The sequence below is a fragment of the Microbacterium sp. NPDC064978 genome (genome assembly GCF_044543605.1).
GTDB lineage: Bacteria > Actinomycetota > Actinomycetes > Actinomycetales > Microbacteriaceae > Microbacterium > Microbacterium meiriae.
The window spans coordinates 344235-363755 of record NZ_JBITWF010000003.1 but is presented as its reverse complement, the minus strand read 5'-3'; the positions used below and the strand labels follow the sequence as shown (position 1 = coordinate 363755).

Annotated in this window: 22 protein-coding genes and 1 tRNA gene; 12 read left to right on the top strand and 11 right to left on the bottom strand. The window is 69.7% G+C overall.

The annotated features are described in order from the left end of the window. Positions 1-6 precede the first annotated feature (6 nt). Positions 7-609 (bottom strand): FABP family protein, encoded by a 603-nt coding sequence (locus ACIGJI_RS11840; protein WP_259951404.1) that lies wholly within the window; start codon positions 607-609, stop codon positions 7-9. A 150-nt stretch (positions 610-759) separates the two neighbouring features. After that, positions 760-1050 carry a hypothetical protein gene (locus ACIGJI_RS11835; protein WP_187662090.1) on the bottom strand — a complete coding sequence of 97 codons (291 nt, stop codon included), beginning with the start codon at positions 1048-1050 and terminating at the stop codon, positions 760-762. A 74-nt stretch (positions 1051-1124) separates the two neighbouring features. Between ACIGJI_RS11835 and ACIGJI_RS11830 the strand changes: the two genes are divergently transcribed. The 8 genes from ACIGJI_RS11830 (at position 1125) to ACIGJI_RS11795 (ending at position 10454) form a co-directional block, all read left to right on the top strand. After that, entirely contained in the window at positions 1125-1808 is a 684-nt protein-coding gene (locus ACIGJI_RS11830; RefSeq protein WP_060923071.1) for a response regulator transcription factor, read from the top strand. Between the two features lie 45 nt (positions 1809-1853). Beyond that, positions 1854-4022, top strand: coding sequence for an RNA degradosome polyphosphate kinase (locus tag ACIGJI_RS11825; RefSeq protein ID WP_187662091.1), 2169 nt, complete (start codon positions 1854-1856; stop codon positions 4020-4022). Beyond that, entirely contained in the window at positions 4019-5005 is a 987-nt protein-coding gene (locus ACIGJI_RS11820; protein WP_187662092.1) for an NUDIX hydrolase, read from the top strand. Before ACIGJI_RS11825 ends, ACIGJI_RS11820 begins: the two co-directional genes overlap by 4 nt. Positions 5006-5242: 237 nt before the next feature. After that, positions 5243-6346, top strand: coding sequence for a phosphate ABC transporter substrate-binding protein PstS (locus tag ACIGJI_RS11815; protein WP_187662093.1), 1104 nt, complete (start codon positions 5243-5245; stop codon positions 6344-6346). A 106-nt stretch (positions 6347-6452) separates the two neighbouring features. Then, a complete protein-coding gene (gene pstC / locus ACIGJI_RS11810) occupies positions 6453-7436 on the top strand; it encodes a phosphate ABC transporter permease subunit PstC (protein WP_187662094.1) in 984 nt (327 codons plus the stop codon). 1 nt (position 7437) lies between these two features. Continuing rightward, complete coding sequence (gene pstA, locus ACIGJI_RS11805) at positions 7438-8535, top strand: phosphate ABC transporter permease PstA (RefSeq protein ID WP_268776741.1); 1098 nt, start codon at positions 7438-7440, stop codon at positions 8533-8535. Between the two features lie 29 nt (positions 8536-8564). Then, positions 8565-9344 carry a phosphate ABC transporter ATP-binding protein PstB gene (gene pstB, locus ACIGJI_RS11800; RefSeq protein ID WP_025104291.1) on the top strand — a complete coding sequence of 260 codons (780 nt, stop codon included), beginning with the start codon at positions 8565-8567 and terminating at the stop codon, positions 9342-9344. Positions 9345-9641: 297 nt separating this feature from the next. Further along, the gene (locus ACIGJI_RS11795; protein WP_363447194.1) at positions 9642-10454 is read left to right on the top strand and encodes a hypothetical protein; all 813 of its coding nucleotides are present in this window, start codon (positions 9642-9644) and stop codon (positions 10452-10454) included. A 135-nt stretch (positions 10455-10589) separates the two neighbouring features. Here the strand turns inward: ACIGJI_RS11795 and ACIGJI_RS11790 are convergent, their stop codons facing one another. The 5 genes from ACIGJI_RS11790 to ACIGJI_RS11770 form a co-directional block, all read right to left on the bottom strand. Next, positions 10590-11474, bottom strand: coding sequence for an aminodeoxychorismate lyase (locus ACIGJI_RS11790; RefSeq protein WP_363447196.1), 885 nt, complete (start codon positions 11472-11474; stop codon positions 10590-10592). A 171-nt stretch (positions 11475-11645) separates the two neighbouring features. After that, on the bottom strand, positions 11646-12275 hold the full coding sequence (locus tag ACIGJI_RS11785) for a hypothetical protein (protein ID WP_060923078.1): 630 nt from the start codon (positions 12273-12275) through the stop codon (positions 11646-11648). 29 nt (positions 12276-12304) lie between these two features. Next, positions 12305-13078: an anti-sigma factor gene (locus ACIGJI_RS11780; protein ID WP_187662097.1), complete on the bottom strand. Its 774-nt coding sequence runs from the start codon at positions 13076-13078 to the stop codon at positions 12305-12307. Then, on the bottom strand, positions 13075-13677 hold the full coding sequence (gene sigK / locus ACIGJI_RS11775; protein WP_187662098.1) for an ECF RNA polymerase sigma factor SigK: 603 nt from the start codon (positions 13675-13677) through the stop codon (positions 13075-13077). Before sigK ends, ACIGJI_RS11780 begins: the two co-directional genes overlap by 4 nt. 31 nt (positions 13678-13708) lie before the next feature. Beyond that, complete coding sequence (locus tag ACIGJI_RS11770) at positions 13709-15421, bottom strand: cytochrome c biogenesis protein DipZ (RefSeq protein ID WP_363447198.1); 1713 nt, start codon at positions 15419-15421, stop codon at positions 13709-13711. Between the two features lie 167 nt (positions 15422-15588). Here ACIGJI_RS11770 and ACIGJI_RS11765 point away from each other — a divergent pair, with 167 nt between their 5' ends. Beyond that, positions 15589-16248, top strand: a complete 660-nt coding sequence (locus ACIGJI_RS11765) for a fasciclin domain-containing protein (protein WP_187662100.1) — start codon at positions 15589-15591, stop codon at positions 16246-16248. Positions 16249-16383: 135 nt separating this feature from the next. Next, positions 16384-16456 (top strand) — tRNA-Lys (locus tag ACIGJI_RS11760). Positions 16457-16464: 8 nt separating this feature from the next. On the opposite strand, the gene ACIGJI_RS11755 is transcribed toward ACIGJI_RS11760, so the two are convergent. Then, on the bottom strand, positions 16465-16929 hold the full coding sequence (locus tag ACIGJI_RS11755) for a hypothetical protein (RefSeq protein ID WP_268776736.1): 465 nt from the start codon (positions 16927-16929) through the stop codon (positions 16465-16467). A gap of 157 nt (positions 16930-17086) precedes the next feature. Here ACIGJI_RS11755 and ACIGJI_RS11750 point away from each other — a divergent pair, with 157 nt between their 5' ends. Then, a complete protein-coding gene (locus tag ACIGJI_RS11750; RefSeq protein ID WP_025104283.1) occupies positions 17087-17632 on the top strand; it encodes a type 1 glutamine amidotransferase domain-containing protein in 546 nt (181 codons plus the stop codon). Positions 17633-17635: 3 nt separating this feature from the next. On the opposite strand, the gene ACIGJI_RS11745 is transcribed toward ACIGJI_RS11750, so the two are convergent. After that, on the bottom strand, positions 17636-18154 hold the full coding sequence (locus ACIGJI_RS11745; protein WP_292794911.1) for a CGNR zinc finger domain-containing protein: 519 nt from the start codon (positions 18152-18154) through the stop codon (positions 17636-17638). A 25-nt stretch (positions 18155-18179) separates the two neighbouring features. Between ACIGJI_RS11745 and ACIGJI_RS11740 the strand changes: the two genes are divergently transcribed. Beyond that, on the top strand, positions 18180-18398 hold the full coding sequence (locus tag ACIGJI_RS11740) for a hypothetical protein (protein ID WP_363447200.1): 219 nt from the start codon (positions 18180-18182) through the stop codon (positions 18396-18398). Here the strand turns inward: ACIGJI_RS11740 and ACIGJI_RS11735 are convergent. Together ACIGJI_RS11735 and ACIGJI_RS11730 are read right to left on the bottom strand one after the other, a co-directional pair. Then, positions 18379-18912 carry a DUF1697 domain-containing protein gene (locus tag ACIGJI_RS11735; protein ID WP_363447202.1) on the bottom strand — a complete coding sequence of 178 codons (534 nt, stop codon included), beginning with the start codon at positions 18910-18912 and terminating at the stop codon, positions 18379-18381. The two genes, ACIGJI_RS11740 and ACIGJI_RS11735, sit on opposite strands and share 20 nt — an antisense overlap. Continuing rightward, positions 18909-19490, bottom strand: a complete 582-nt coding sequence (locus tag ACIGJI_RS11730) for an isochorismatase family protein (protein WP_187662105.1) — start codon at positions 19488-19490, stop codon at positions 18909-18911. The genes ACIGJI_RS11735 and ACIGJI_RS11730 overlap by 4 nt, the downstream gene beginning before the upstream one ends. Positions 19491-19521 lie beyond the last annotated feature (31 nt).

Here is a 19521-nt window from a genome sequence, read left to right as displayed (position 1 = left end):
CTCCGTTCAGACGCGGGCGAGACGCGCCGAGGCGTGCGCCCGCAGAGGTGTGCCGAGCGCCGCGATGTCCCACGCCCACAGCAGGTGCCCGTCGACGAGCCCGTACATCCGCGAGGCGGAGGCGTAGTCCTTGGCACCGGCGCCGCGCACGATGGCGTCGGACGAGAGGTCGACACGAGGACCGTTGATCTCACCGACGTAGTACTCGAGCATGCCGTCCGAGCGGGCCAGCGACACCTCGAGCGGGAACGCGCCGTTGGGCGATCGCAGCGTCTCGACGTCGTCGACGGTGCGGGTCACGGGCGTCGCCGTCGGCGGGAGCAGGGCGGGACCTGCATCGGTCGCCGCAGCCGGTCGCGCCAATCGCCAGAATCCGGACTCGGCGGTCAGCGGGACGGCGGGTGCGGCATCATCGCCGACGAATGTGGCGGTCGCCGCGTAGTTGAGGAACGGTCCGCCGTCATGGCTGAAGCTCACCCGATGGGTGAACTCCCCCTGCAGCCGCTCCTCCCCGACGGGGTAGTCGATCACCCCGGAGCCCTCCCACACGCCGATCAACCACGCCAGCGGGGCGAGGTCGGCGGGGAGGTCTGTGGGGAGCTCGATCACGATGTCGTCAGCGCTGGCCGCGGAAGAGGTTGCGCAGCACCACGGCCGAGACGAACACGATCGCGAGGCTCGCCAGGCCCAGCAGGCCGATGAAGAAGATTTCGAGCGCCATGATGTCCATGACCTCCACCTTACCCCCGGCGATCCGGCTCAGGCAGGGATGAGGGCGGCCAGGCCGAAGCCGACGGAGATGATCCCCATCAGCAGCAGGGAGCCCGTCACGCTGCTCGCGACGCGGAAGATGAAGCCCTGCGTGCGGCCGTACCAGAGCTGCACCGCGAAGGAGAGGAGCACGACCGCACCGAAGCCCACGAGCATCCAGGGGATCCGCCACTCCTCCGGAGCGAAGATCCCGATGACGATGCTGCCGACGAACGCGGTCGCCCAGACCGCGATGACGCCGGTGAAGGCGTTGCGGGGCGCGAGAGCCGGTTCTGACATGTCACCATTCTTGCGCATCGGCGGCCGCTATCATGGCGGCACGGCGTCGATCCCCCCGCCGGTGAGGAGTGCGCGTGGCCCTGGTGCTGGTTCTGACCAATGCTCCGCTCTCGGAGCAGGTGCTGCCCGCCCTCGAGCTGCTGAGTCATCGCACGCGGCAGATCCCCGCCGAGCCGGCCCAGCTCATCAACGCCCCGGAGTACGACATCGTGATCGTCGACGGCCGTCACGACCTCGTCGGGGCGAAGTCGCTGTGCCGTCTGCTGCGGGCGACCGGGCAGGATGCGCCGCTCCTGCTCGTCGTGACCGAGGGCGGCATGAGCGCACTGTCGGGCGAATGGGGCATCGACGATGTGCTGCTGTCCACCGCCGGCCCCGCCGAGATCGACGCCCGCGTGCGCCTCGCGCTCGCCCGACGGGACGAGGTCGCGGAGCCGGCGCGCGTGCAGGCCTCCGGGGTCACGATCGACGAGCAGTCGTACTCGGCGAAGCTGCACGGGCGACCGCTCGACCTCACCTACAAGGAGTTCCAGCTCCTGCACTTCCTCGCGACCCATCCCTCGCGGGTGTTCACCCGCGAGCAGCTGCTGAGCGAGGTGTGGGGGTACGACTACTTCGGCGGTACCAGGACCGTCGACGTGCACGTGCGGCGGCTGCGCGCCAAGCTCGGCGATCAGGAGCAGATCATCGGCACGGTGCGCAACGTCGGTTACCGCTTCAACGTCTACGAGGACGACAGCCTGGTCGGCTCGCGCTGACCGCTGTTCACACGTCCGACACCTGCCGGTGCTTAGATGTACCCCATGATCGATCCCGCACTCGCCGACGCCGGCCTCGGTGACGCCGAAGACGACGACTTCGACGACGCCGTCGAGGCGCCAGACTCGCAGCTCCCCGACCACCGCTATCTGGACCGCGAGCTGAGCTGGCTCGCGTTCAACCAGCGCGTGCTGGAGCTCGCGGAGGATCCGTCGCTGCCGGAGCTGGAGCGGGCGAACTTCCTGGCGATCTTCGCCAGCAACCTCGACGAGTTCTTCATGGTGCGTGTGGCCGGACTCAAGCGGCGCATCATGACCGGTCTCGCCGTGCCGACCAACATCGGGCGCTCCCCCGTCGACGCCCTCGCCGACATCTCGCGGGAGGCCCACGCGCTCCAGCTCCGCCACGCGGACGCGTGGACGACGCTCGTCCGTCCCGCTCTCGCCGACTCCGGCATCGAGATCACCGAGTGGTCCGATCTCACCGACGACGAGCGCCGGGCGCTGTCGGACTACTTCGGGGCGCAGGTCTTCCCGGTGCTGATGCCGCTCGCGGTCGACCCGGCGCACCCGTTCCCGTACATCTCCGGCCTCTCCCTGAACCTCGCCATCCGCATCCGCAACGCGCGGACCGGCCGGCAGGAGTTCGCGCGACTCAAGGTGCCGCCCATGCTGCCGCGCTTCGTCGAGGTGCCGGGCGGCGGCGAGATCAAGCGCTTCCTGCGGCTGGAGGAACTCATCGCCAACCACCTCGGCGACCTCTTCCCCGGCATGGAGGTGCTCGACCACCACGCGTTCCGCCTCACCCGCAACGAGGACGTGGAGATCGAGGAGGACGAGAGCGAGAACCTCATCCAGGCACTCGAAGCCGAGCTGCTGCGTCGTCGGTTCGGCCCTCCGATCCGGCTCGAGATCACCGATGACATGGACGATGTCACCATGGACCTGCTGGTCCGGGAACTCGACATCACGGACCTGGAGGTCTATCGCCTCCCCGGTCCCCTCGACCTGCGCGGCCTGTTCGACCTGTCGCGGATCGACCGTCCGGACCTGCGGTACCCGCCGCACCTGCCCACCACCGCCGTCGCCTTCCAGCCCGCGGGGTCGAGCAACCGAGCCGACATCTTCAAGGCGATCCGCAAGTCCGACGTCCTCGTGCACCACCCGTACGAGTCCTTCACCACGAGCGTGCAGGCGTTCCTCGAGCAGGCCGCCCGCGACCCGCACGTGCTCGCCATCAAGCAGACGCTGTACCGGACCTCCGGAGACAGTCCCGTCGTGCAGGCCCTCATCGACGCGGCCGAGGCAGGCAAGCAGGTGCTCGCGCTCGTCGAGGTGAAGGCGCGATTCGACGAGGCGAACAACATCGTCTGGGCGCGCAAGCTGGAGAAGGCCGGCGTGCACGTGGTGTACGGCCTGGTCGGCCTCAAGACGCACTGCAAGCTCGCCCTCGTGATCCGCGAGGAGGACGGCAAGCTCCAGCACTACTCGCACGTCGGCACCGGCAACTACAACCCGAAGACCAGCCGCATCTACGAGGACTTCGGGCTGTTCACCGCCGACGCCCAGGTCGGCAAGGATCTCACGCGGCTGTTCAACGAGCTCAGCGGCTACGCGATCGAGAAGAAGTTCAAGCGTCTGCTCGTCGCCCCGCTCCACCTCCGCAAGGGCCTCGTCCGGCTGATCGACGCGGAACGCCGGATCGCCGAGTCGGGAAAGCCCGCGCACATCCGCATCAAGGTCAACTCGATGGTCGACGAGGAGATCATCGACGCGCTGTACCGCGCCAGTGCGGCCGGGGTGAAGGTCGACGTGTGGGTACGCGGCATCTGCAGCCTGCGGACCGATCTCGACGGGATCAGCGACAACATCACGGTCCGCAGCATCCTCGGCCGCTACCTCGAGCACTCCCGCATCTTCACGTTCGAGAACGACGGCGACCCGCAGGTGTACATCGGCAGTGCCGACATGATGCACCGCAACCTCGACCGTCGCGTCGAGGCCCTGGTGCGGGTCACCGACCCCGCGCACCTCAAGGAGCTGACCGCCTTCTTCGACCTGGCGATGGACGACCAGACCTCGTCGTGGCATCTCGGCCGCGACGGAGTGTGGGAGCGCCACGCCGTGGATGCCGATGGCAAGCCGCTCGTCGACCTGCAGGATAAGACCATGGGGATGATCCAGCGACGTCGTCGGGCGCGGGCGGTTCGATGACGGCGCGGCAGGTCCAGCTCCCGGCGTCCGCGGCCGACGCGAAGTGGGCGGACAAGGCCGTGTACGCGGCCGGGGCCGTCGTCTGGCGTCTGGTCGACGGCAAGCTGCGCATCCTGCTCATCCACCGCACCAAGTACCGCGACGTCACCCTCCCGAAGGGCAAGGTCGACCCGGGCGAGATGCTCGCGGAGACCGCCGTGCGCGAGGTGCACGAGGAGACCGGCATCAGGGTGGCACTCGGCGTCCCCGTCGGGATCAGCCGCTACCACCTCGCGTCCCGCAAGCAGAAGGTCGTCCACTACTGGGCGGCCGAGGCCACGGATGCCGCGATCCGCGCCTCGACGTTCGTGCCGAACCGCGAGATCGCCGCCCTCGAGTGGGTCAGCGTGAAGAAGGCGCGTGCCGCGCTGAGCTACCCGGTGGACCTCGAGATCCTCGATGCGTTCGCGGCGCTGGTGGACGACGGCGTGCTGCGGACCTTCCCGGTGATCGCCCTCCGGCACGCGAAGGCCCTGCCCCGGTCGGAGTGGGACAAGGCGGACGCGGCCCGGCCGCTCACCGACCGCGGGAAGCGGCAGGCCAAGGCCATCGTCGGACCGCTCCGCGCTTTCGGCGTGCGCAAGATCGTCACCAGCGACGCGGTGCGCTGCGTGCAGACCGTCACCCCGCTCGCCAAGGCCCTGGACCGCAAGCCGGTCCTCACCGAGAAGATCAGCCAGGACGCCTGGGAGGACGGCGTCGCCGACCTCCGTTCCGTCGTCGGTCGCCGCATCCGTGCAGGCAAGCCCGCGGTGCTCTGCAGTCACGGCCCCGTGCTCCCCGCGCTCCTCTCGGAGATCGCCCTCGCGACCGGCACCGTGCACGGCTCCTACGTCAGCAGCGCCGCCGATCTGGAGACCGGCGCGTTCTCCGTGGTGCATGTCTCGGCGACGAACCCCGGCTCCGGCATCATCTCGATCGAGACCCACGCGCCGAAGGTCTGACCCCTCCCTCGTTCGAGTCGCTCACGTGGCTGCATCCGGGCCGGGGATGGCGCACAGTGGGCGATTCGAACGGAGGAGGCGCCCCTGGGACCCGCACAACGACGGGGATCGGCCCCAGAGAGTCGCTGGCCGTTCACCTGCCGTTCACCTGCGCGGGAGAGTCTCGTTAACCGTCGCCCCTAGCGTCACTGTGTGCCCTGCACCGGGCCCCACCCCTCCAAGATCGAAGGATCCACAGTGAAGATCTCCCGAATCGCACGAATCGGCGCCATCGGCGCCGTCGCCGCTCTCGCCCTCGCCGGCTGTGCCGCGAACGAAGGCGGAACCGGCGGCTCCAGCGAAGAGCCCTCGGAGTCCACGCTCTCCGGCACGATCGACGCGACCGGCGCGTCCTCGCAGACCGCAGCCCAGGAGGCCTGGGTCGCCGCCTTCCAGACGGCCAACCCCGACGTGACGGTCAACTACGAGCCCACCGGCTCCGGCACCGGCCGCGAGAACTTCCTCGAGGGCGGCAGCAACTTCATCGGCTCCGACCGCGCGTTCAACGACGAGGAGATCGCCGCCGGCGGCTTCGGCGCCTGCACCACCGACGACATCGTCGAGGTCCCCCTCTACATCTCCCCCGTCGCGGTCGCCTTCAACCTCGAGGGCATCGACACGCTGAACCTCGACGCCGCCACGATCGCGGGCATCTTCGCCGGCACGATCACCAACTGGAACGACGAGGCCATCGCGGCCCTCAACGACGGCGTCGAGCTGCCCGACCTGGCCATCTCGCCGGTGCACCGCTCCGACCCTTCCGGCACGCAGGAGACCTTCGCCAAGTACCTCAGCGCGACGGCCCCCGACGTCTGGACCTACGAGGTCTCGGACGAGTGGCCGATCCAGGGCGGCGAGGCTGCTCAGGGCACCTCGGGTGTCAAGCAGGCTCTCACCGCCGGCAACGGCGCCATCGGCTTCCTCGACGCCTCGCAGGCGGACGGCCTCGGCCAGGTCGCCGTGGGCGTCGGCGAGGACTTCGTCGCCTACTCGGCCGAGGCCGCCGCGAAGCTCGTCGAGGGCTCGCCGCTCGCCGAGGGCCGTGGCGAGGGTGACCTCGTCTTCGACGTCGACCCGGCCGCTGCCGCGGACGGCGCCTACCCGATCGCCCTGGTCAGCTACCTCATCGGCTGCGAGCAGTACGAGGACAGCAACGTCGCGGAGCTCGTGAAGGAGTACTTCACGTACGTCGCGAGCGCCGAGGGCCAGGATGCCGCCGCGGAGAACGCCGGCAGCGCCCCGATCTCGGACGGCCTGCGCGAGCAGGTCCAGGCCGCGATCGACCTGATCCAGGTCGGCTGATCCTGCCGATCCACTGACGACGGTGCCCCCGCGTCCCCGAGCGGGCGCGGGGGCTCCGCCAGGTCAGCACCCGATCCATCTCCACCCGGCCCGAGACAGGGAGATCATGAGCACGACCGCGCAGGAGCCGACAACGGCACCGGCACCGACACCGGCGCCGCCCACACCGATCAAGGCCAAGCAGCGCCTCGGCGACCGGGTCTTCTCCGGCACCGCGCTGGCGGCCGGCATCATCATCCTGGTCGTGCTGGCGCTCGTCGCCGCCTTCCTCGTCATCCAGAGCCTGCCGGCCTTCCAGCTCGACACCACCGACAACCACATCCTCCGGGGCGAGTCGTTCTGGGTGTACGTGTGGCCCCTCGTCTTCGGCACGCTCTGGGCGTCGTTCATCGCCCTCCTGATCGCCGCGCCCATCGCGATCGGCATCGCCCTCTTCATCTCGCACTACGCGCACCGCCGACTCGCCGCCTTCCTCGGCTACATCATCGACCTGCTCGCCGCGGTGCCCTCCGTGGTCTTCGGCCTCTGGGGCGGCCTCGTGCTCGCGCCCATGCTGCAGCCGATCTACGTCTGGCTCAACGAGAACGCGTCGTGGGTGCCGTTCTTCGGCGGTCAGGTCTCCGCGACCGGGAAGACCATCCTCACCGCCGCCCTCGTGCTCGCCGTGATGTGCATCCCGATCATGACCGCCATCTGCCGCGAGGTCTTCCTGCAGACCCCGAAGCTCCATGAGGAGGCGGCCCTCGCCCTCGGCTCCACGCGCTGGGAGATGGTCCGCATGGCCGTCCTCCCCTTCGCCCGCGGCGGTATGGTGTCGGCCGCGATGCTGGCCCTCGGCCGTGCGCTCGGCGAGACCATGGCCGTGACGATGGTGCTCTCCCCCTCCGCGGTGGTCAGCTTCCTCGTGCTCACCGCCACCAACCCCACGCCGATCCCCGCCAACATCGCGCTCGCCTTCCCGGAGGCGCACGGCACCGGCGTGAACACGCTGATCGCGACCGGCCTCATCCTCTTCGTCGTGACCTTCGCGGTCAATGCGGTGGCGCGCTGGATCGTCGCCCGCCGCGCCGAGTTCTCGGGAGCGAACTGACATGACCGCCCTCACCAGCGCTCCGCCCTCCGCGAGCACCACCGCCCTCACCTCCGGCCGTCTGCCGAAGTGGGCGCCGTGGGCCCTTCTCGGCGTCTCCTTCGTCGTGTCCGCCGCGGTCTTCGGCGTCGCCGCCGCCGGGTCCGACACCCCGCTCGCCGACTTCAACATCGCGGGCACCGTCATCGTCGGCATCCTGCTCTACATGGTGATCATCACCGTGATCTCCTCCATCGCGGAGAGCCGCCGGAAGGCCGTGGACCGCCTGATGACGGCCCTCGTCGCCACCGCCTTCCTCATCGCCCTGCTGCCGCTGATCTCGCTGCTGTGGACCGTGGTGGCGAACGGCATCGAGCGCTTCGACGCCGAGTTCTTCTCCTACTCGATGCGCAACGTCGTCGGCGACGGCGGCGGCATCGTGCACGCGATCTGGGGCACCGTCCTCATCACGCTCACGGCCACGATCATCTCGGTGCCGGTCGGCCTGATGACCTCGATCTACCTCGTCGAGTACGGCCGCGGCAAGATCGCCAAGGCCATCACGTTCTTCGTCGACGTGATGACGGGCATCCCCTCGATCGTCGCCGGTCTGTTCATCTACGCGGTGTTCGCGCTCCTGATCCGCCCCGGCATCTCGATGGGCTTCATGGGCGCGCTCGCGCTCGCGGTGCTGATGACCCCGGTGGTGGTGCGAGGCAGCGAGGAGCTGCTGCGGATCGTTCCGAACGAGCTGCGCGAGGCCTCCTACGCCCTGGGCGTGCCGAAGTGGCTCACGATCCTCAAGGTCGTGCTGCCCACCTCGATCGCCGGCATCATGACCTCGGTGATGCTCGCCATCTCCCGCGTGATCGGCGAGACCGCCCCGCTGCTGCTCACCGCCGGCTTCACGCAGAGCCTGAACACGAACATCTTCGACGGCCAGATGATGACCCTCCCGGTGTTCGCCTACAACCAGTACATGAACCAGGGCACGAGCCCGGACGCCGCCGTCGCGCGCGCCTGGGCCGCCGCCCTCACCCTCATCCTCATCGTCATGGTGCTGAACCTGCTCGCGCGCCTGATCGCGAAGCTGTTCGCCCCGAAGGTCAACGGCCGCTGAGCGCCCGACCACTCAGAATAGGAATCCACGTGTCCAAGAGCATCGAAGTCAACGACCTCAACGTCTACTACGGCAACTTCCTCGCGGTCGAAGGCGTCTCCCTCGACATCCAGCCGCGCAGCGTGACAGCCTTCATCGGCCCGTCCGGCTGCGGCAAGTCCACCTTCCTCCGCACCCTCAACCGCATGCACGAGGTCATCCCCGGCGCCCGTGTGGAGGGCGAAGTGCTCCTGGACGGCAAGGACCTCTACGGTGCCGGTGTCGACCCCGTGCTCGTGCGTCGCCAGGTCGGCATGGTGTTCCAGCGCCCGAACCCGTTCCCGACGATGTCGATCAAGGAGAACGTGCTCGCGGGTGTGAAGCTCAACAACAAGCGCATGTCGAAGAGCGAGCAGGACGACCTCGTCGAGAAGTCCCTCACCGGCGCGAACCTGTGGAACGAGGTCAAGGACCGCCTCGACCGTCCCGGCTCCGGACTCTCGGGCGGCCAGCAGCAGCGTCTGTGCATCGCCCGCGCGATCGCCGTCTCCCCCGAGGTGCTGCTGATGGATGAGCCGTGCTCGGCCCTCGACCCCATCTCGACCTACGCGATCGAGGAGCTGATCGGCGAGCTGAAGAACGAGTTCACGATCGTGATCGTCACGCACAACATGCAGCAGGCGTCCCGAGTCTCCGACAAGACGGCGTTCTTCAACATCGCCGGCACCGGGAAGCCCGGCAAGCTCATCGAGTACGACGACACCACGAGCATCTTCACCACCCCGTCCGTCCAGGCCACCGAGGACTACGTCTCCGGCCGCTTCGGCTGACCCGCACTCTTTCGACCTTCGGGCCCGGACGCCTCGCGTCCGGGCCCGAACCTGTCCCCCGCCCGTCCCCGGGCCTGTCCCCGGCCCCGTCCCCGGGCCCCTCCCCAGGCACAACTTCGGAGATGCCGCGCGACACGCCGTCGCCCGGGCTCCGGCCACGGCGTGTCTCCTTCGATCTCCGAAGCTGCACGAGTCGGGGCTCCTGCACAGATCGCGAGTCGGGAGGATCGTCCACAGACGGTGCGCTACGAGGCGAGTCGCGGCCGGGGAGGCCGAGACGGCGCGAATGATGGCGGGATGTGCACGGGGCGAGGGACGCAGGTGTGGACGTATGCCGCGCTCCGCTCACGACACGGACGACGGGGAATCGAGCGTCGGGTGCGCGGCGGCACCCTCCTCCGGGTGCGGCGCGGGGTCTACGCAACGGACCGCGCCTGCGTGGAGGTCGTGACCGCCGCCGCCCACGGCGGGGTCCTCGGCTGCGAGTCCGCAGCGCGGCATCTCGGGCTCTGGGTGCTCGACGAGCCGGCCCTGCACGTTTGGATGCACCACGACCGCCACCAGTATCCGCACGAGGACTGCCGGTGCGTGACGCACTGGGATGCTGCGACGTCGAGCAGTGCCTTCGAGCAGCCGGGGGTGCCCCTCGTGCTCCGGCAGATCTACGGTTGCCGAGGGCCGGAGGCGTTCTTCGTCGCCGTGGAGTCCGCCCGCCGGCTCGGACTCATCGACGAGGCCGGGCTGCGCCGGCTCGGTGACCGGCTCGGAGCCGAGGGACGCGACCTCATCGCGTTCTCGCGGGCCGACGCCGACAGCGGGCTGGAGTCTCTGGTGCGGCTGCGGATCCGGCGGTATGGATGGCGCGTGCGGACGCAGGTCGGCGTGGTCGGAACTGGCCGGGTGGACCTCCTCATCGACGGCTGGCTCATCATCGAGACCGACGGACGCGCCAACCACGAGGAGAGCTCGCTCCGGCACCGCGATCTGGTCCGCGATGCGACCGCTGCAGGCTGGGGCCACCCCACGCTCCGCTTCGACTACGCGATGGTCCTCCATGACTGGCCCCTCGTCGAGCGCGCCATCCTCGAGACCATGCGTCGCCGCCCCTGACCCCGGCCCAGCATCTTGCCGCCCTGTGCCGTGCACAGCTTCGGAGATCATCGAGGACACACCGGTATCGGGCGGTGAGTGTCGGCGTGTCGTCCTGCACCTCCGAACTCGTGTCCGGGGAGCGGGAGGACCTCCTCAGTCGCGCGGGGAGAGGAGGTAGGTGTTGAGGTCGTCGGTGAGGGCGGTGTCCACGGGAACCGGCGTGCCGTCGATCGCGGTGATGGCGGTCGCGAGACGCACACTCGACACGAGCCACGCGGCATCGGCCTGCGTCAGATCGGCGGCGGGGATGCGGTCGTAGCCCACTTCGAAGCCGCGTGCGAGGAGGTGGTCATAGACGCTGAGCTGCGTGGTGCCGTGCAGGATGCCGCCGTTCGGGGCCGGGGTCGTGAACCGGTCGCCGACGCGCAGGATGAGGGAGGCCGTCGGAGCCTCCAGCACGAAGCCGTCGCTCGACAGGAAGATCGCGTCGTCGGCTCCGCGGCGCTTGGCCTCGCGCAGGGCCGCCATGTTCACGGCGTAGGACAGCGTCTTGGCCCCGAGCAGCAGCCAGGGGGCGCGTTCCGCGGCGCCGAGGTCGTATCCGCGGTCCAGGGTGACGACCTTGACGCCGTTCCGCCGCACCGCCTCGAAGTCCGCCGCCGGAGCCGCCGTCACCCAGGCGGTCGGCGTCGGCCCGTGCTCGACGCCCCGGCTGAGGATCAGCTTGATGACCGACTCCCCCGTACCGAGCTGTGCTGCGGCCTGCTGGATCGCCTGACGCCACTGCTCCTGGTTCGGCACCGGGAGGTCGCAGAGTCGCGCCGAGTGCGCAAGGCGTTCCAGATGCGGGACGACCTCCTGCGCATGTCCGTCGATCACGCCGATGGACTCGAACACGCCATCGCCCCGTTGCGTGCTCAGCTCGCCGACGCTGAGGGCGGGGGCCGCGGCGTCCACCTGCGTGAACGTGTCGGCGTAGTCGTCACGCTGCTCGTCGGCGGCGACGGGATCGATCATGAGGGCGAAGCGACGGGTCATGTGACGAGCCTAGGCCGCCGGGAATACCCACCGCGTCCTCGCGTTACACTGGAGTGGCCGGGCCGCATAACCCCGGGCTCCAATTTTCGCCGCTGCGAGCGGCCTTCCGCCGAGAGGCGTTCTTGCGGCCCGGTCTTTCTCTGTCCGGATGCCGTCCCGACAGAGCCGAAGTCAGGCCAGCGCTCCGGTGCGCCACAGAGCCGCCGACGCCGCGAGGTCCTGGGCATAGCTGCTCAGCCGCAGCGCCCGCGTGGTGAGCTCGCTGGCACGGGCGGGCTCCGTCGGCTCGTAGTCGTCGGCGGTGTGCGTCGCGCCGGAGGCCTGGACGCGGCAGAACGCCGCCGCGCGCTCCAGCGCCACGGCGAAGTCGCCGCGGAAGGCGCCGCGCAGGATCGTGTCGATGAGCGCCACGAGCTCGTCCGGGCTCGCCGGCACCGGTGCACCGGCGACCACGGCATCGGCCGACGGCAGTTCGACCCGCCCGCGGTCGTAGAGGAGGGCCGCCGTGCGCGGATCGCCGTGGATGGCGAGCTGGAGGACGTACAGCCGCCACAGCGACCCCGGGAGGGTGCGCGACGGCGCCTTCGACCACAGTTCCGCGATCTCGTCGATGCCGTGCTCGCTCGTGAAGGCGATCAGCCGTTCGACGCTCGCCCCGCTCTCGTCCTCGCGGACGCGGGTCAGCAGCGCGGAGGCGGTGGCGTGCGCGACGCGCGTCTCCTCGGCGGGGTCATGGGCGCCGACGATGTTGTCGAAGGCGCTCGTCGGTCGACGCACGGGACGGTGGTGCTGCTCGGGCATCCCTCCAGGGTACGCCGGACCGGGGCCTCTCAGGCCGTCGGGATGACGATCACCGGGTCGGTCGTGGGCAGTCCGGACGGCGATCCGCCCTCCTGCTCGACCGTCACCGCGATGGCATCGCCGGCCTGCATCTCGCCCTCGAGGAGCGCGGTGGCCTCCCCACCGTCGACATCGAACACGCCGGCGGCGATCGGGTCCTCCCCGCGCACGAACCACAGCTCGTACGTCTTCCCGTCCGCGACCTCGGGCAGCCCATCCGTGACCAGCACGGCCTTGCCGACCGAGCCCGACCAGTGCGCGGTGGCCGTCGCACCGTCGTCGAGCTCCACCGTGGCCTTCTGCGCATCGCCCGCGGATTCGATCTCCTGCAGCGCGACGACGCTCTCCGGCCGGTTCAGCTGATCGTTGAGGGCGACGGCACCGATACCGACACCCACCAGGAGCGCGAGACATGCGGCGAGCGCGAACGCGAGCCGGGTCCAGCGTCGGGGCGTGCGGGGCGCCGTCTCATCGGCGGGAATCGAACTCGCCGCCGCCGGGACCTCCGGGTCGGCCTCGGGGTCCGTGGCGTCATCCTGCGGAGTCTGGGCGATCTGGGCGAGCAGGGCCGCGCGGATGCCGGCGGGCGGAGCGACCGGAGCCATGCCGTCAGCGAGGAGAGCAGCAGCCTCGGCGTCGGCGTCGTGCTGCGCCGCCCACTCCGGATGCTCGGCGAGGGCGCGTCGGTACCGACGCTCGTCGTCCGCCGACAGCGCGTGGAGCGCGGCACCTGCCGCGAGTTCTGCGAAGTCCTTCTCGTTCATGCCGTCACCCCCATCGCCGTGCGGAGCCGGGTCAGCCCGTCTCTCATCCGTGTCTTGATCGTGCCGAGCGGTGCTCCCACGAGCGCCGCGATCTCGTTCTGACTGTAACCGCCGTAGTAGGCGAGGACGAGCGCCTCCCGCTGCGCCTCGGGAAGCCCCGTCAGCGCTGCGACGACCCGCTCTCCCTCGATCCCCAGTTCGACCCGTTCCGCGACGCTGTCGTGCGCGACGCCGAGGTCTCGATAGCCCGCACGCACGTCCCGGTCCGCACTCGACTGCGAAGCCCGCACCCGATCCACGGCCCGGCGATGCGCGATCGTCATCACCCAGGTTCGTCCCTGTCCCTTGTTCGGAGCGAACCGGGAAGCGGATTGCCAGATCTCGAGGAACACCTCCTGCAGCACCTCCTCGCTCTGCGCGCGGTTCACGAGCACGCGGAGGATGAGGCCGAACACACGGGAGGAGAGGGAGTCGTACAGCGCGGCGAAGGCAGCCTGATCACCGGAGGCGACGCGGACGAGGAGGTCGGCGACAGCATCCTGCGGCGCCGCCCCGTCCTCGGGGACGTCCATCCCATCGATGACCATCTCCATAAGCATGCCGTATCTCCTCCCTCTTCCCGTGCAGACGTCACCCGAATGTGAACGAATACACCTCGACGCCGGTGGGGACCTCGAGCGTGAACGTGCCCTTCTCGATGTCGCCCTCCTCGAGCAGGCCGTACGAACGCGGCGTTCCGTCGATCCGGATCGTCTGCTCGTTCCCGTCGGCGTCCGTGACCACGACCTCACCCGACCCCGCGACGACCATGCGCACCTCGGCCGCGCGATACTGCAGCCGGATCCGCGCGTCGTCAGCCATCGGCGTCACGTACTGGGTGTCCACGGTCCAGTCCCCGTCCAGCGCGAAGCTGTCGTCCGGCTGGTCGTCGGGGAAGGTGAAGCTGTCGTCGCCGCGACGGTACTCGTCGCCGCCGCCGTAGTTGACGTCCTTCGAGGAGCCGAGGAAGGTCTCCCGGGTCGTGGCCCCCACCTCGGGGGTCTCGTCCTTCACGTCCGTGGCGGCGGGAAGCTCGACGTCGGGGTCGGCGTCCTGCAGCAGCTCCCTGATCATCTTCTCGGTCGCGGCGTAGTTGCCCTCACCGAAGGAGATGTGGCGCACGGTGCCCTCCGCGTCGATGAGGTAGTGCGCGGGCCAGTACCGATTGCGGTAGTTGGTCCAGGTGGAGAGCGTGTTGTCGAGCGCGACGGGGTACTCGATGCCGAAGTCGCGTGCGCCGGCGGCGACGTTCCCCGGATCCTTCTCGAACGCGTACTCGGGCGAGTGGACGCCGATCACCTGCAGCCCGGCGTCCCGGTAGGTCTCATCCCAGGCCACGACGTGCGGGATGGAGCGCTGGCAGTTGATGCAGGAGTACGCCCAGAAGTCGATGAGTACCACCTGCCCCCGCAGGTCCTTCAGGTCGATCGCTGCCCCGTCCGGGGTGTTGAGCCACTGCTGGATGCCCTTGATGGACGGCGCCGTTCCGCAGGACTCGAGCTCGGTCGCGCCGTTCGTGCACTGGTCGAGGTCCTTGTTCTCCTCGTTGACCAGGCCGCCGAGGTCGAGGGCGTCCTGCACCTGCTCGGAGTCGGCGATCTGCTCCTGCAGCGGTGCGGTGTAGTCCGGGAGCAGCCGCTGCAGCGCCTGCGGCACGTTGAAGACGAGACCCACGGCGAGCGCGATCATCGCCACCCCGGCGGCGATCCGGAGCGCCCGTTCCTTCGTGCGGAAAGCCCGGATGCGCTCGATGACGCTGCGACCGGCGAGCGCGAAGACCAACAGGGGCACGGCGACGCCGATCGCGAAGGAGACGGTGAGCAGCACGGTGCCGACGCCGATCTGCCCGGTGGAGCCCGCGACGATGATGGCCGCGAGGACAGGGCCCGCGCACGGGACGAAGACCGCCCCGAGGGCGAGACCGACGCCGAACCCGTTACCGCGGTTCTTCACCTCTCGCTGCCCGAAGCGCTGGAACGGCCGCTCCAGGATGTGCTGGAACCGCGGCACGATGAGTCCCACCCCGATGATGACCAGCACCGCGATGCCGACCCAGCGGATGATGTCCTGCGGCAGGTTCAGCAGGCCGAGGAGAAGGGACCCGGCGAGCGTCACGAGCGTGAAGCTGAGCACGAGCCCCGCGATGACGAAGTAGGGGCGGCTGCGTTTCGCCGGCACCGCCTCCCCCTCGTACGACGCCGACTGGGCGCCGCCGGTGAGGAAGATCACCGGGAGCACGGGCAGGATGCACGGCGAGATGCCGGTGATGAGCCCGCCGAGCAGGCCGATGATGATCAGGTCCATGAGGTCCTCGTCTCTGTCGGGTGCTGTTCGCGCCGACCCCCCGCAACGGATTGGATCGGATCCGATTTCGGAGAATCTCGAAATTCCTCCCATCCGATCCGCGGAGGCTTCCGAACAGCCCTCGACGCCACGGAGAGGCCGTGGCCGGAGTTTCGAAGGAGCTCGACATGTTCAGCACCAAGAAGAAGGTCACCGCAGCAGTCACCCTGGGTCTGGCGAGCGCATTCCTGCTCTCGGCATGTTCCATGGGCAGCGGGACGAGCACGGAGGAGTCGTCGGAGCCGACGACGCCGGAGTCGTCGGAGTCGACGCCGATGGAGATGGACCCCGCCGCGAACCTCGTCGGTCCCGGCTGCGCGGCGTACGCCGAAGAGGTTCCGGACGGCGCCGGTTCCATCCAGGGCATGTCCCAGGACCCGGTGGCGGTCGCCGCCTCGAACAACCCGATGCTGACGACGCTCGTCTCGGCCGTCAGCGGTGAGCTGAACCCCGACGTGAACCTCGTCGACACGCTCAACGGCGACGAGTTCACCGTGTTCGCACCGGTCGACGACGCCTTCGCGAAGATCGACGCCGCGACGATCGAGACCCTGAAGACCGACAGCGACCTGCTGACCTCGATCCTCACGTACCACGTGGTCCCCGGCCAGATCGAGCCGTCCGACATCGAGGGCATGCACACCACCGTCCAGGGCGCCGACCTCGAGGTGACCGGCAGCGGTGACGAGTGGATGGTCAACGACGCCAACGTCATCTGCGGCGGCGTGCAGACCGCGAACGCGACCGTGTACCTCATCGACTCGGTCCTGATGCCCCCGGCTGAGTAAGCCAGGGACGGTGCCGGTGACCCGACCGGCACACGGCCTCCCCGGTTGTCAGGAGGGACACGGGGCAGGTGAAGGGGCCGTCGGCGGCTGTGGCGCCGACGGCCCCTCGTCGTGCGCCCCCTAGACTGGGAGCACGGGCCTCTAGCTCAGTTGGCAGAGCATCGGACTTTTAATCCGCGGGTCGTGGGTTCGAGCCCCACGGGGCCCACCGCATCCTCAGTCGTCGCCGCCGGCGTTCCCGGCGAGCAGGTCGTCGCGGATCCCGGCGACGCCGTCCGGCAGCGTCTCGCCGTGCATCACGAAGTCGGGAGCGTCGGGGCTCCCCCCGATGCCGCAGACGGCGACGTTGTCCTGACCGCCGATCGTCTCCGGGACGGCCACGAACCACACCGCCGACTGTTCCAGCCACTCGGTGGTCGCCATGTCGGCGAAGAACGTGGCGTTCGGCGAGATCGTGCGGATCTTGTCGGTGCAGAGGGAGACGAGCTGCACCTTCGTGAAGGCACCGGCGGCCGGCGGCGACGACGTCTCCGCGGGCGTCGGGGTCGGCGTGGGGGCGGGCGAGGACGACGGCGTCGCCGTGTCGCTGGAGGTCGCGGTCGGCGTCGGTTCCGGGGCCGGCGTGCAGCCGGCGAGGACGACCAGCACCGGCAGGAGGAGGAGAGCGGGACGGAGGCGCATGTCTGGATCGTATCGAGTCGCCGATGCCCTTCCCTCCAGCGCGGCCGCTCTGTATCACCGTCGTCTCCGGCTGGCCACCCCCTGGCGACGCCCGGAGCCCTGCGAGAGGGTCGAGGAGTCCCCGGAACAGGGCGACTTCCCACCGAAAGGACGGACCATGACTCTCACCGGAAACCGCGTGGCATTCCTGGCGACGGACGGCTTCGAGGACAGCGAGCTCACGAGCCCCTGGGAGGCGGTGACGACGGAGGGCGCGAGCGCCACTCTCATCGCGCCGGACGGTGCCGCGATCACCGGCAAGAACGGACATGAGCAGGCTGTCGACCTGAAGGCCGCCGACGCCTCCGCCGACCAGTTCGACGCGCTCGTGCTGCCGGGCGGCGTGGTGAACGCCGACCACCTCCGCATGGATCAGGCCTCCATCGACCTGGCCCGTGCGTTCTTCGAGCAGCACAAGCCCGTCGGCGTGATCTGCCACGGCGCCTGGATCCTCATCGAGGCCGGTGTCGTCGACGGTCGGACGATCACGAGCTACCCCAGCCTGAAGACCGACCTCCGCAACGCCGGCGCGAGCTGGGTGGACGAGGAGGTCGTGGTCGACGAGGGTCTCGTGTCGAGCCGCACCCCCGACGACCTCCCGGCGTTCAACGCCAAGCTCGTCGAGGAGATCGGCGAGGGCAAGCACGCGGGGCAGACCGCCTGACGCTCAGCTGACGCGCGCCCGATGGCGCCGCACGGCCGCCCGGTTCGCGCACCTCACGGAGCAGAACCGCTGGCGGCCGTTGCGCGTCACATCCGCGACGACGTTCGTGCACGGCGGAGCGTCGCAGCGTCCGAGACGGTTCATCCCTCTCGTCACGAGGTGCAGCGCGGTGCCGAGGTTGATGATCGCGCGCAGCACGAAGGGCAGCGAGCGCACGTCGTCGCGATAGTGCAGATGCCACCCCTCGTCATCGTGGTTGGTGAGCCGCGGATAGGCCCCAGCGGAGGCGAGCTGATCGTTGAGCAGAGCGGCCCGCGCATCGGCGTCCGGTTCGTCGACGATGGCCAGCCAGTCGTCGATCACGGCGCGCACCTCAGCGTGGTCGTCCGAGGCCGGCGGAAACGTCTGCGTCATCCCCAGCGCGAGCGTGCGCTCCTCGATCCCCGCGCGGTCCTCCGGCCAGTCGTTCGCGAGGGAGGCGGCGAGGAGCACCGCATACTCGCCGTAAGGGTTGAGATGCATAAGACCATTACATCACGCTGGTCCTATGACCTCCTCCGACACCCTTCCGATCCCCCGGCTCGCCTCCCCCGCCGACACCCATGAGCACGCCTGGCTCGTGGAGTCGTGCCATCCCACCAGCGAGGGCGTCGTCGTCTACGTCCGTTGCGTCGGCTGCGATTCCCGCCGGGTCGACCTGGCCGCGCACGCTCAGGTGCCACCGGCCGCGCTGAGCCGCGCGGTGGTCATGCCGTCAGGGCGATGAGCTTCCGCACGGTGCGCAGGTTACGGGCCGTCCCGGCAGTCCCGAGCGCGCGGTCGAGCACCGCCTTCGTGAGTCTGGTCGTGTGCACTCCCCCGGCGGCGTAGTCGATCCACAGATCGTGCCCGACCAGGGCGAGACGCTCGCCCGGCACGAGGCGTCCCTGCAGGGCGTCGAGGGCGCCGGCCGCCGGAGCACCCTCGAGGAACATCGCGTGCACCAGCTTCAGATCCCCCTCCGGGAAGGGCTGGGCCGCCTCGGAGTCGGCGAGCTCGGCGTGCGTGCGGTGGATGACCGGGGTGTCGACACCGAACTCGGCTGCGATCAGCGCGCGCACCGTCGCGCAGGACGCCGCCGGGTCTCGCGGGGTCCCGCAGACGATGTTGCCGCTGGCGATGTAGGTGGAGACGTCCTGCAGGTCGGTCTCGGCGTCGAGGACTTCCCGCAGCCGGGCCATGGGTACGCTGCTGCGTCCGCTGACGTTGACCGCGCGGAGGAGGAGGACGCTGCGACTCACGCCTCCGCGCTCTCGAGGAGTTCGGCACCGGCATGCGCGAGTTCGGCGAGGGCCGCGGCGCTCGATTCGGGGGCGACTCCGGCGATCAGGTCCGTGAGGATGCGGACGTGGACGCCGTGGGCGATCGCGTCGAGTCCCGAGGCGCGGACACAGTGGTCTGTGGCGATGCCGACGACGTCCGCCGTGACGACCCCCGCGGCGCTGAGGACCGCGGCGACCGTCGCCCCGTCGTCGGACACCCCCTCGAACATCGAGTACGCCGGGCGCCCCTGACCCTTGCGCACGTGGTGGGTGACGCCGTCCGTCACCAGCAGCGGATCGTAGTCCGCCCCCGCGGTGCCGGCGACGCAGTGCACGGGCCAGGAGTCGGTGTAGTCGGGGGTGGAGGAGAAGTGCCCGCCGTTGTCGCCGTCCGCGTCGTGCCAGTCCCGGGAGGCCACGATGACCTCATAGTCGGCGGCGTGCGACGCGAGGTGGGCGGATATCGCGGCGGCCACCGCGTCACCACCTTGGACGGCCAGGGCGCCGCCCTCGGTGAAGTCGTTCTGCACGTCGACGATGAGAAGCGCTCTGCTCATGCTCCGAGCGTACGCCCCACGGCCGGGCCCG

Coding starts and splice junctions, on each gene's coding strand:
- ACIGJI_RS11835 (WP_187662090.1), bottom strand. CDS start 1,050: ATGTCAGAACCGGCTCTCGCGCCCCGCAACGCCTTCACCGGCGTCATC.
- ACIGJI_RS11825 (WP_187662091.1), top strand. CDS start 1,854: ATGATCGATCCCGCACTCGCCGACGCCGGCCTCGGTGACGCCGAAGAC.
- ACIGJI_RS11820 (WP_187662092.1), top strand. CDS start 4,019: ATGACGGCGCGGCAGGTCCAGCTCCCGGCGTCCGCGGCCGACGCGAAG.
- pstC (WP_187662094.1), top strand. CDS start 6,453: ATGAGCACGACCGCGCAGGAGCCGACAACGGCACCGGCACCGACACCG.
- pstA (WP_268776741.1), top strand. CDS start 7,438: ATGACCGCCCTCACCAGCGCTCCGCCCTCCGCGAGCACCACCGCCCTC.
- ACIGJI_RS11795 (WP_363447194.1), top strand. CDS start 9,642: ATGTGCACGGGGCGAGGGACGCAGGTGTGGACGTATGCCGCGCTCCGC.
- ACIGJI_RS11790 (WP_363447196.1), bottom strand. CDS start 11,474: ATGACCCGTCGCTTCGCCCTCATGATCGATCCCGTCGCCGCCGACGAG.
- ACIGJI_RS11785 (WP_060923078.1), bottom strand. CDS start 12,275: ATGCCCGAGCAGCACCACCGTCCCGTGCGTCGACCGACGAGCGCCTTC.
- ACIGJI_RS11780 (WP_187662097.1), bottom strand. CDS start 13,078: ATGAACGAGAAGGACTTCGCAGAACTCGCGGCAGGTGCCGCGCTCCAC.
- sigK (WP_187662098.1), bottom strand. CDS start 13,677: ATGCTTATGGAGATGGTCATCGATGGGATGGACGTCCCCGAGGACGGG.
- ACIGJI_RS11770 (WP_363447198.1), bottom strand. CDS start 15,421: ATGGACCTGATCATCATCGGCCTGCTCGGCGGGCTCATCACCGGCATC.
- ACIGJI_RS11765 (WP_187662100.1), top strand. CDS start 15,589: ATGTTCAGCACCAAGAAGAAGGTCACCGCAGCAGTCACCCTGGGTCTG.
- ACIGJI_RS11755 (WP_268776736.1), bottom strand. CDS start 16,929: ATGCGCCTCCGTCCCGCTCTCCTCCTCCTGCCGGTGCTGGTCGTCCTC.
- ACIGJI_RS11750 (WP_025104283.1), top strand. CDS start 17,087: ATGACTCTCACCGGAAACCGCGTGGCATTCCTGGCGACGGACGGCTTC.
- ACIGJI_RS11745 (WP_292794911.1), bottom strand. CDS start 18,154: ATGCATCTCAACCCTTACGGCGAGTATGCGGTGCTCCTCGCCGCCTCC.
- ACIGJI_RS11740 (WP_363447200.1), top strand. CDS start 18,180: ATGACCTCCTCCGACACCCTTCCGATCCCCCGGCTCGCCTCCCCCGCC.
- ACIGJI_RS11730 (WP_187662105.1), bottom strand. CDS start 19,490: ATGAGCAGAGCGCTTCTCATCGTCGACGTGCAGAACGACTTCACCGAG.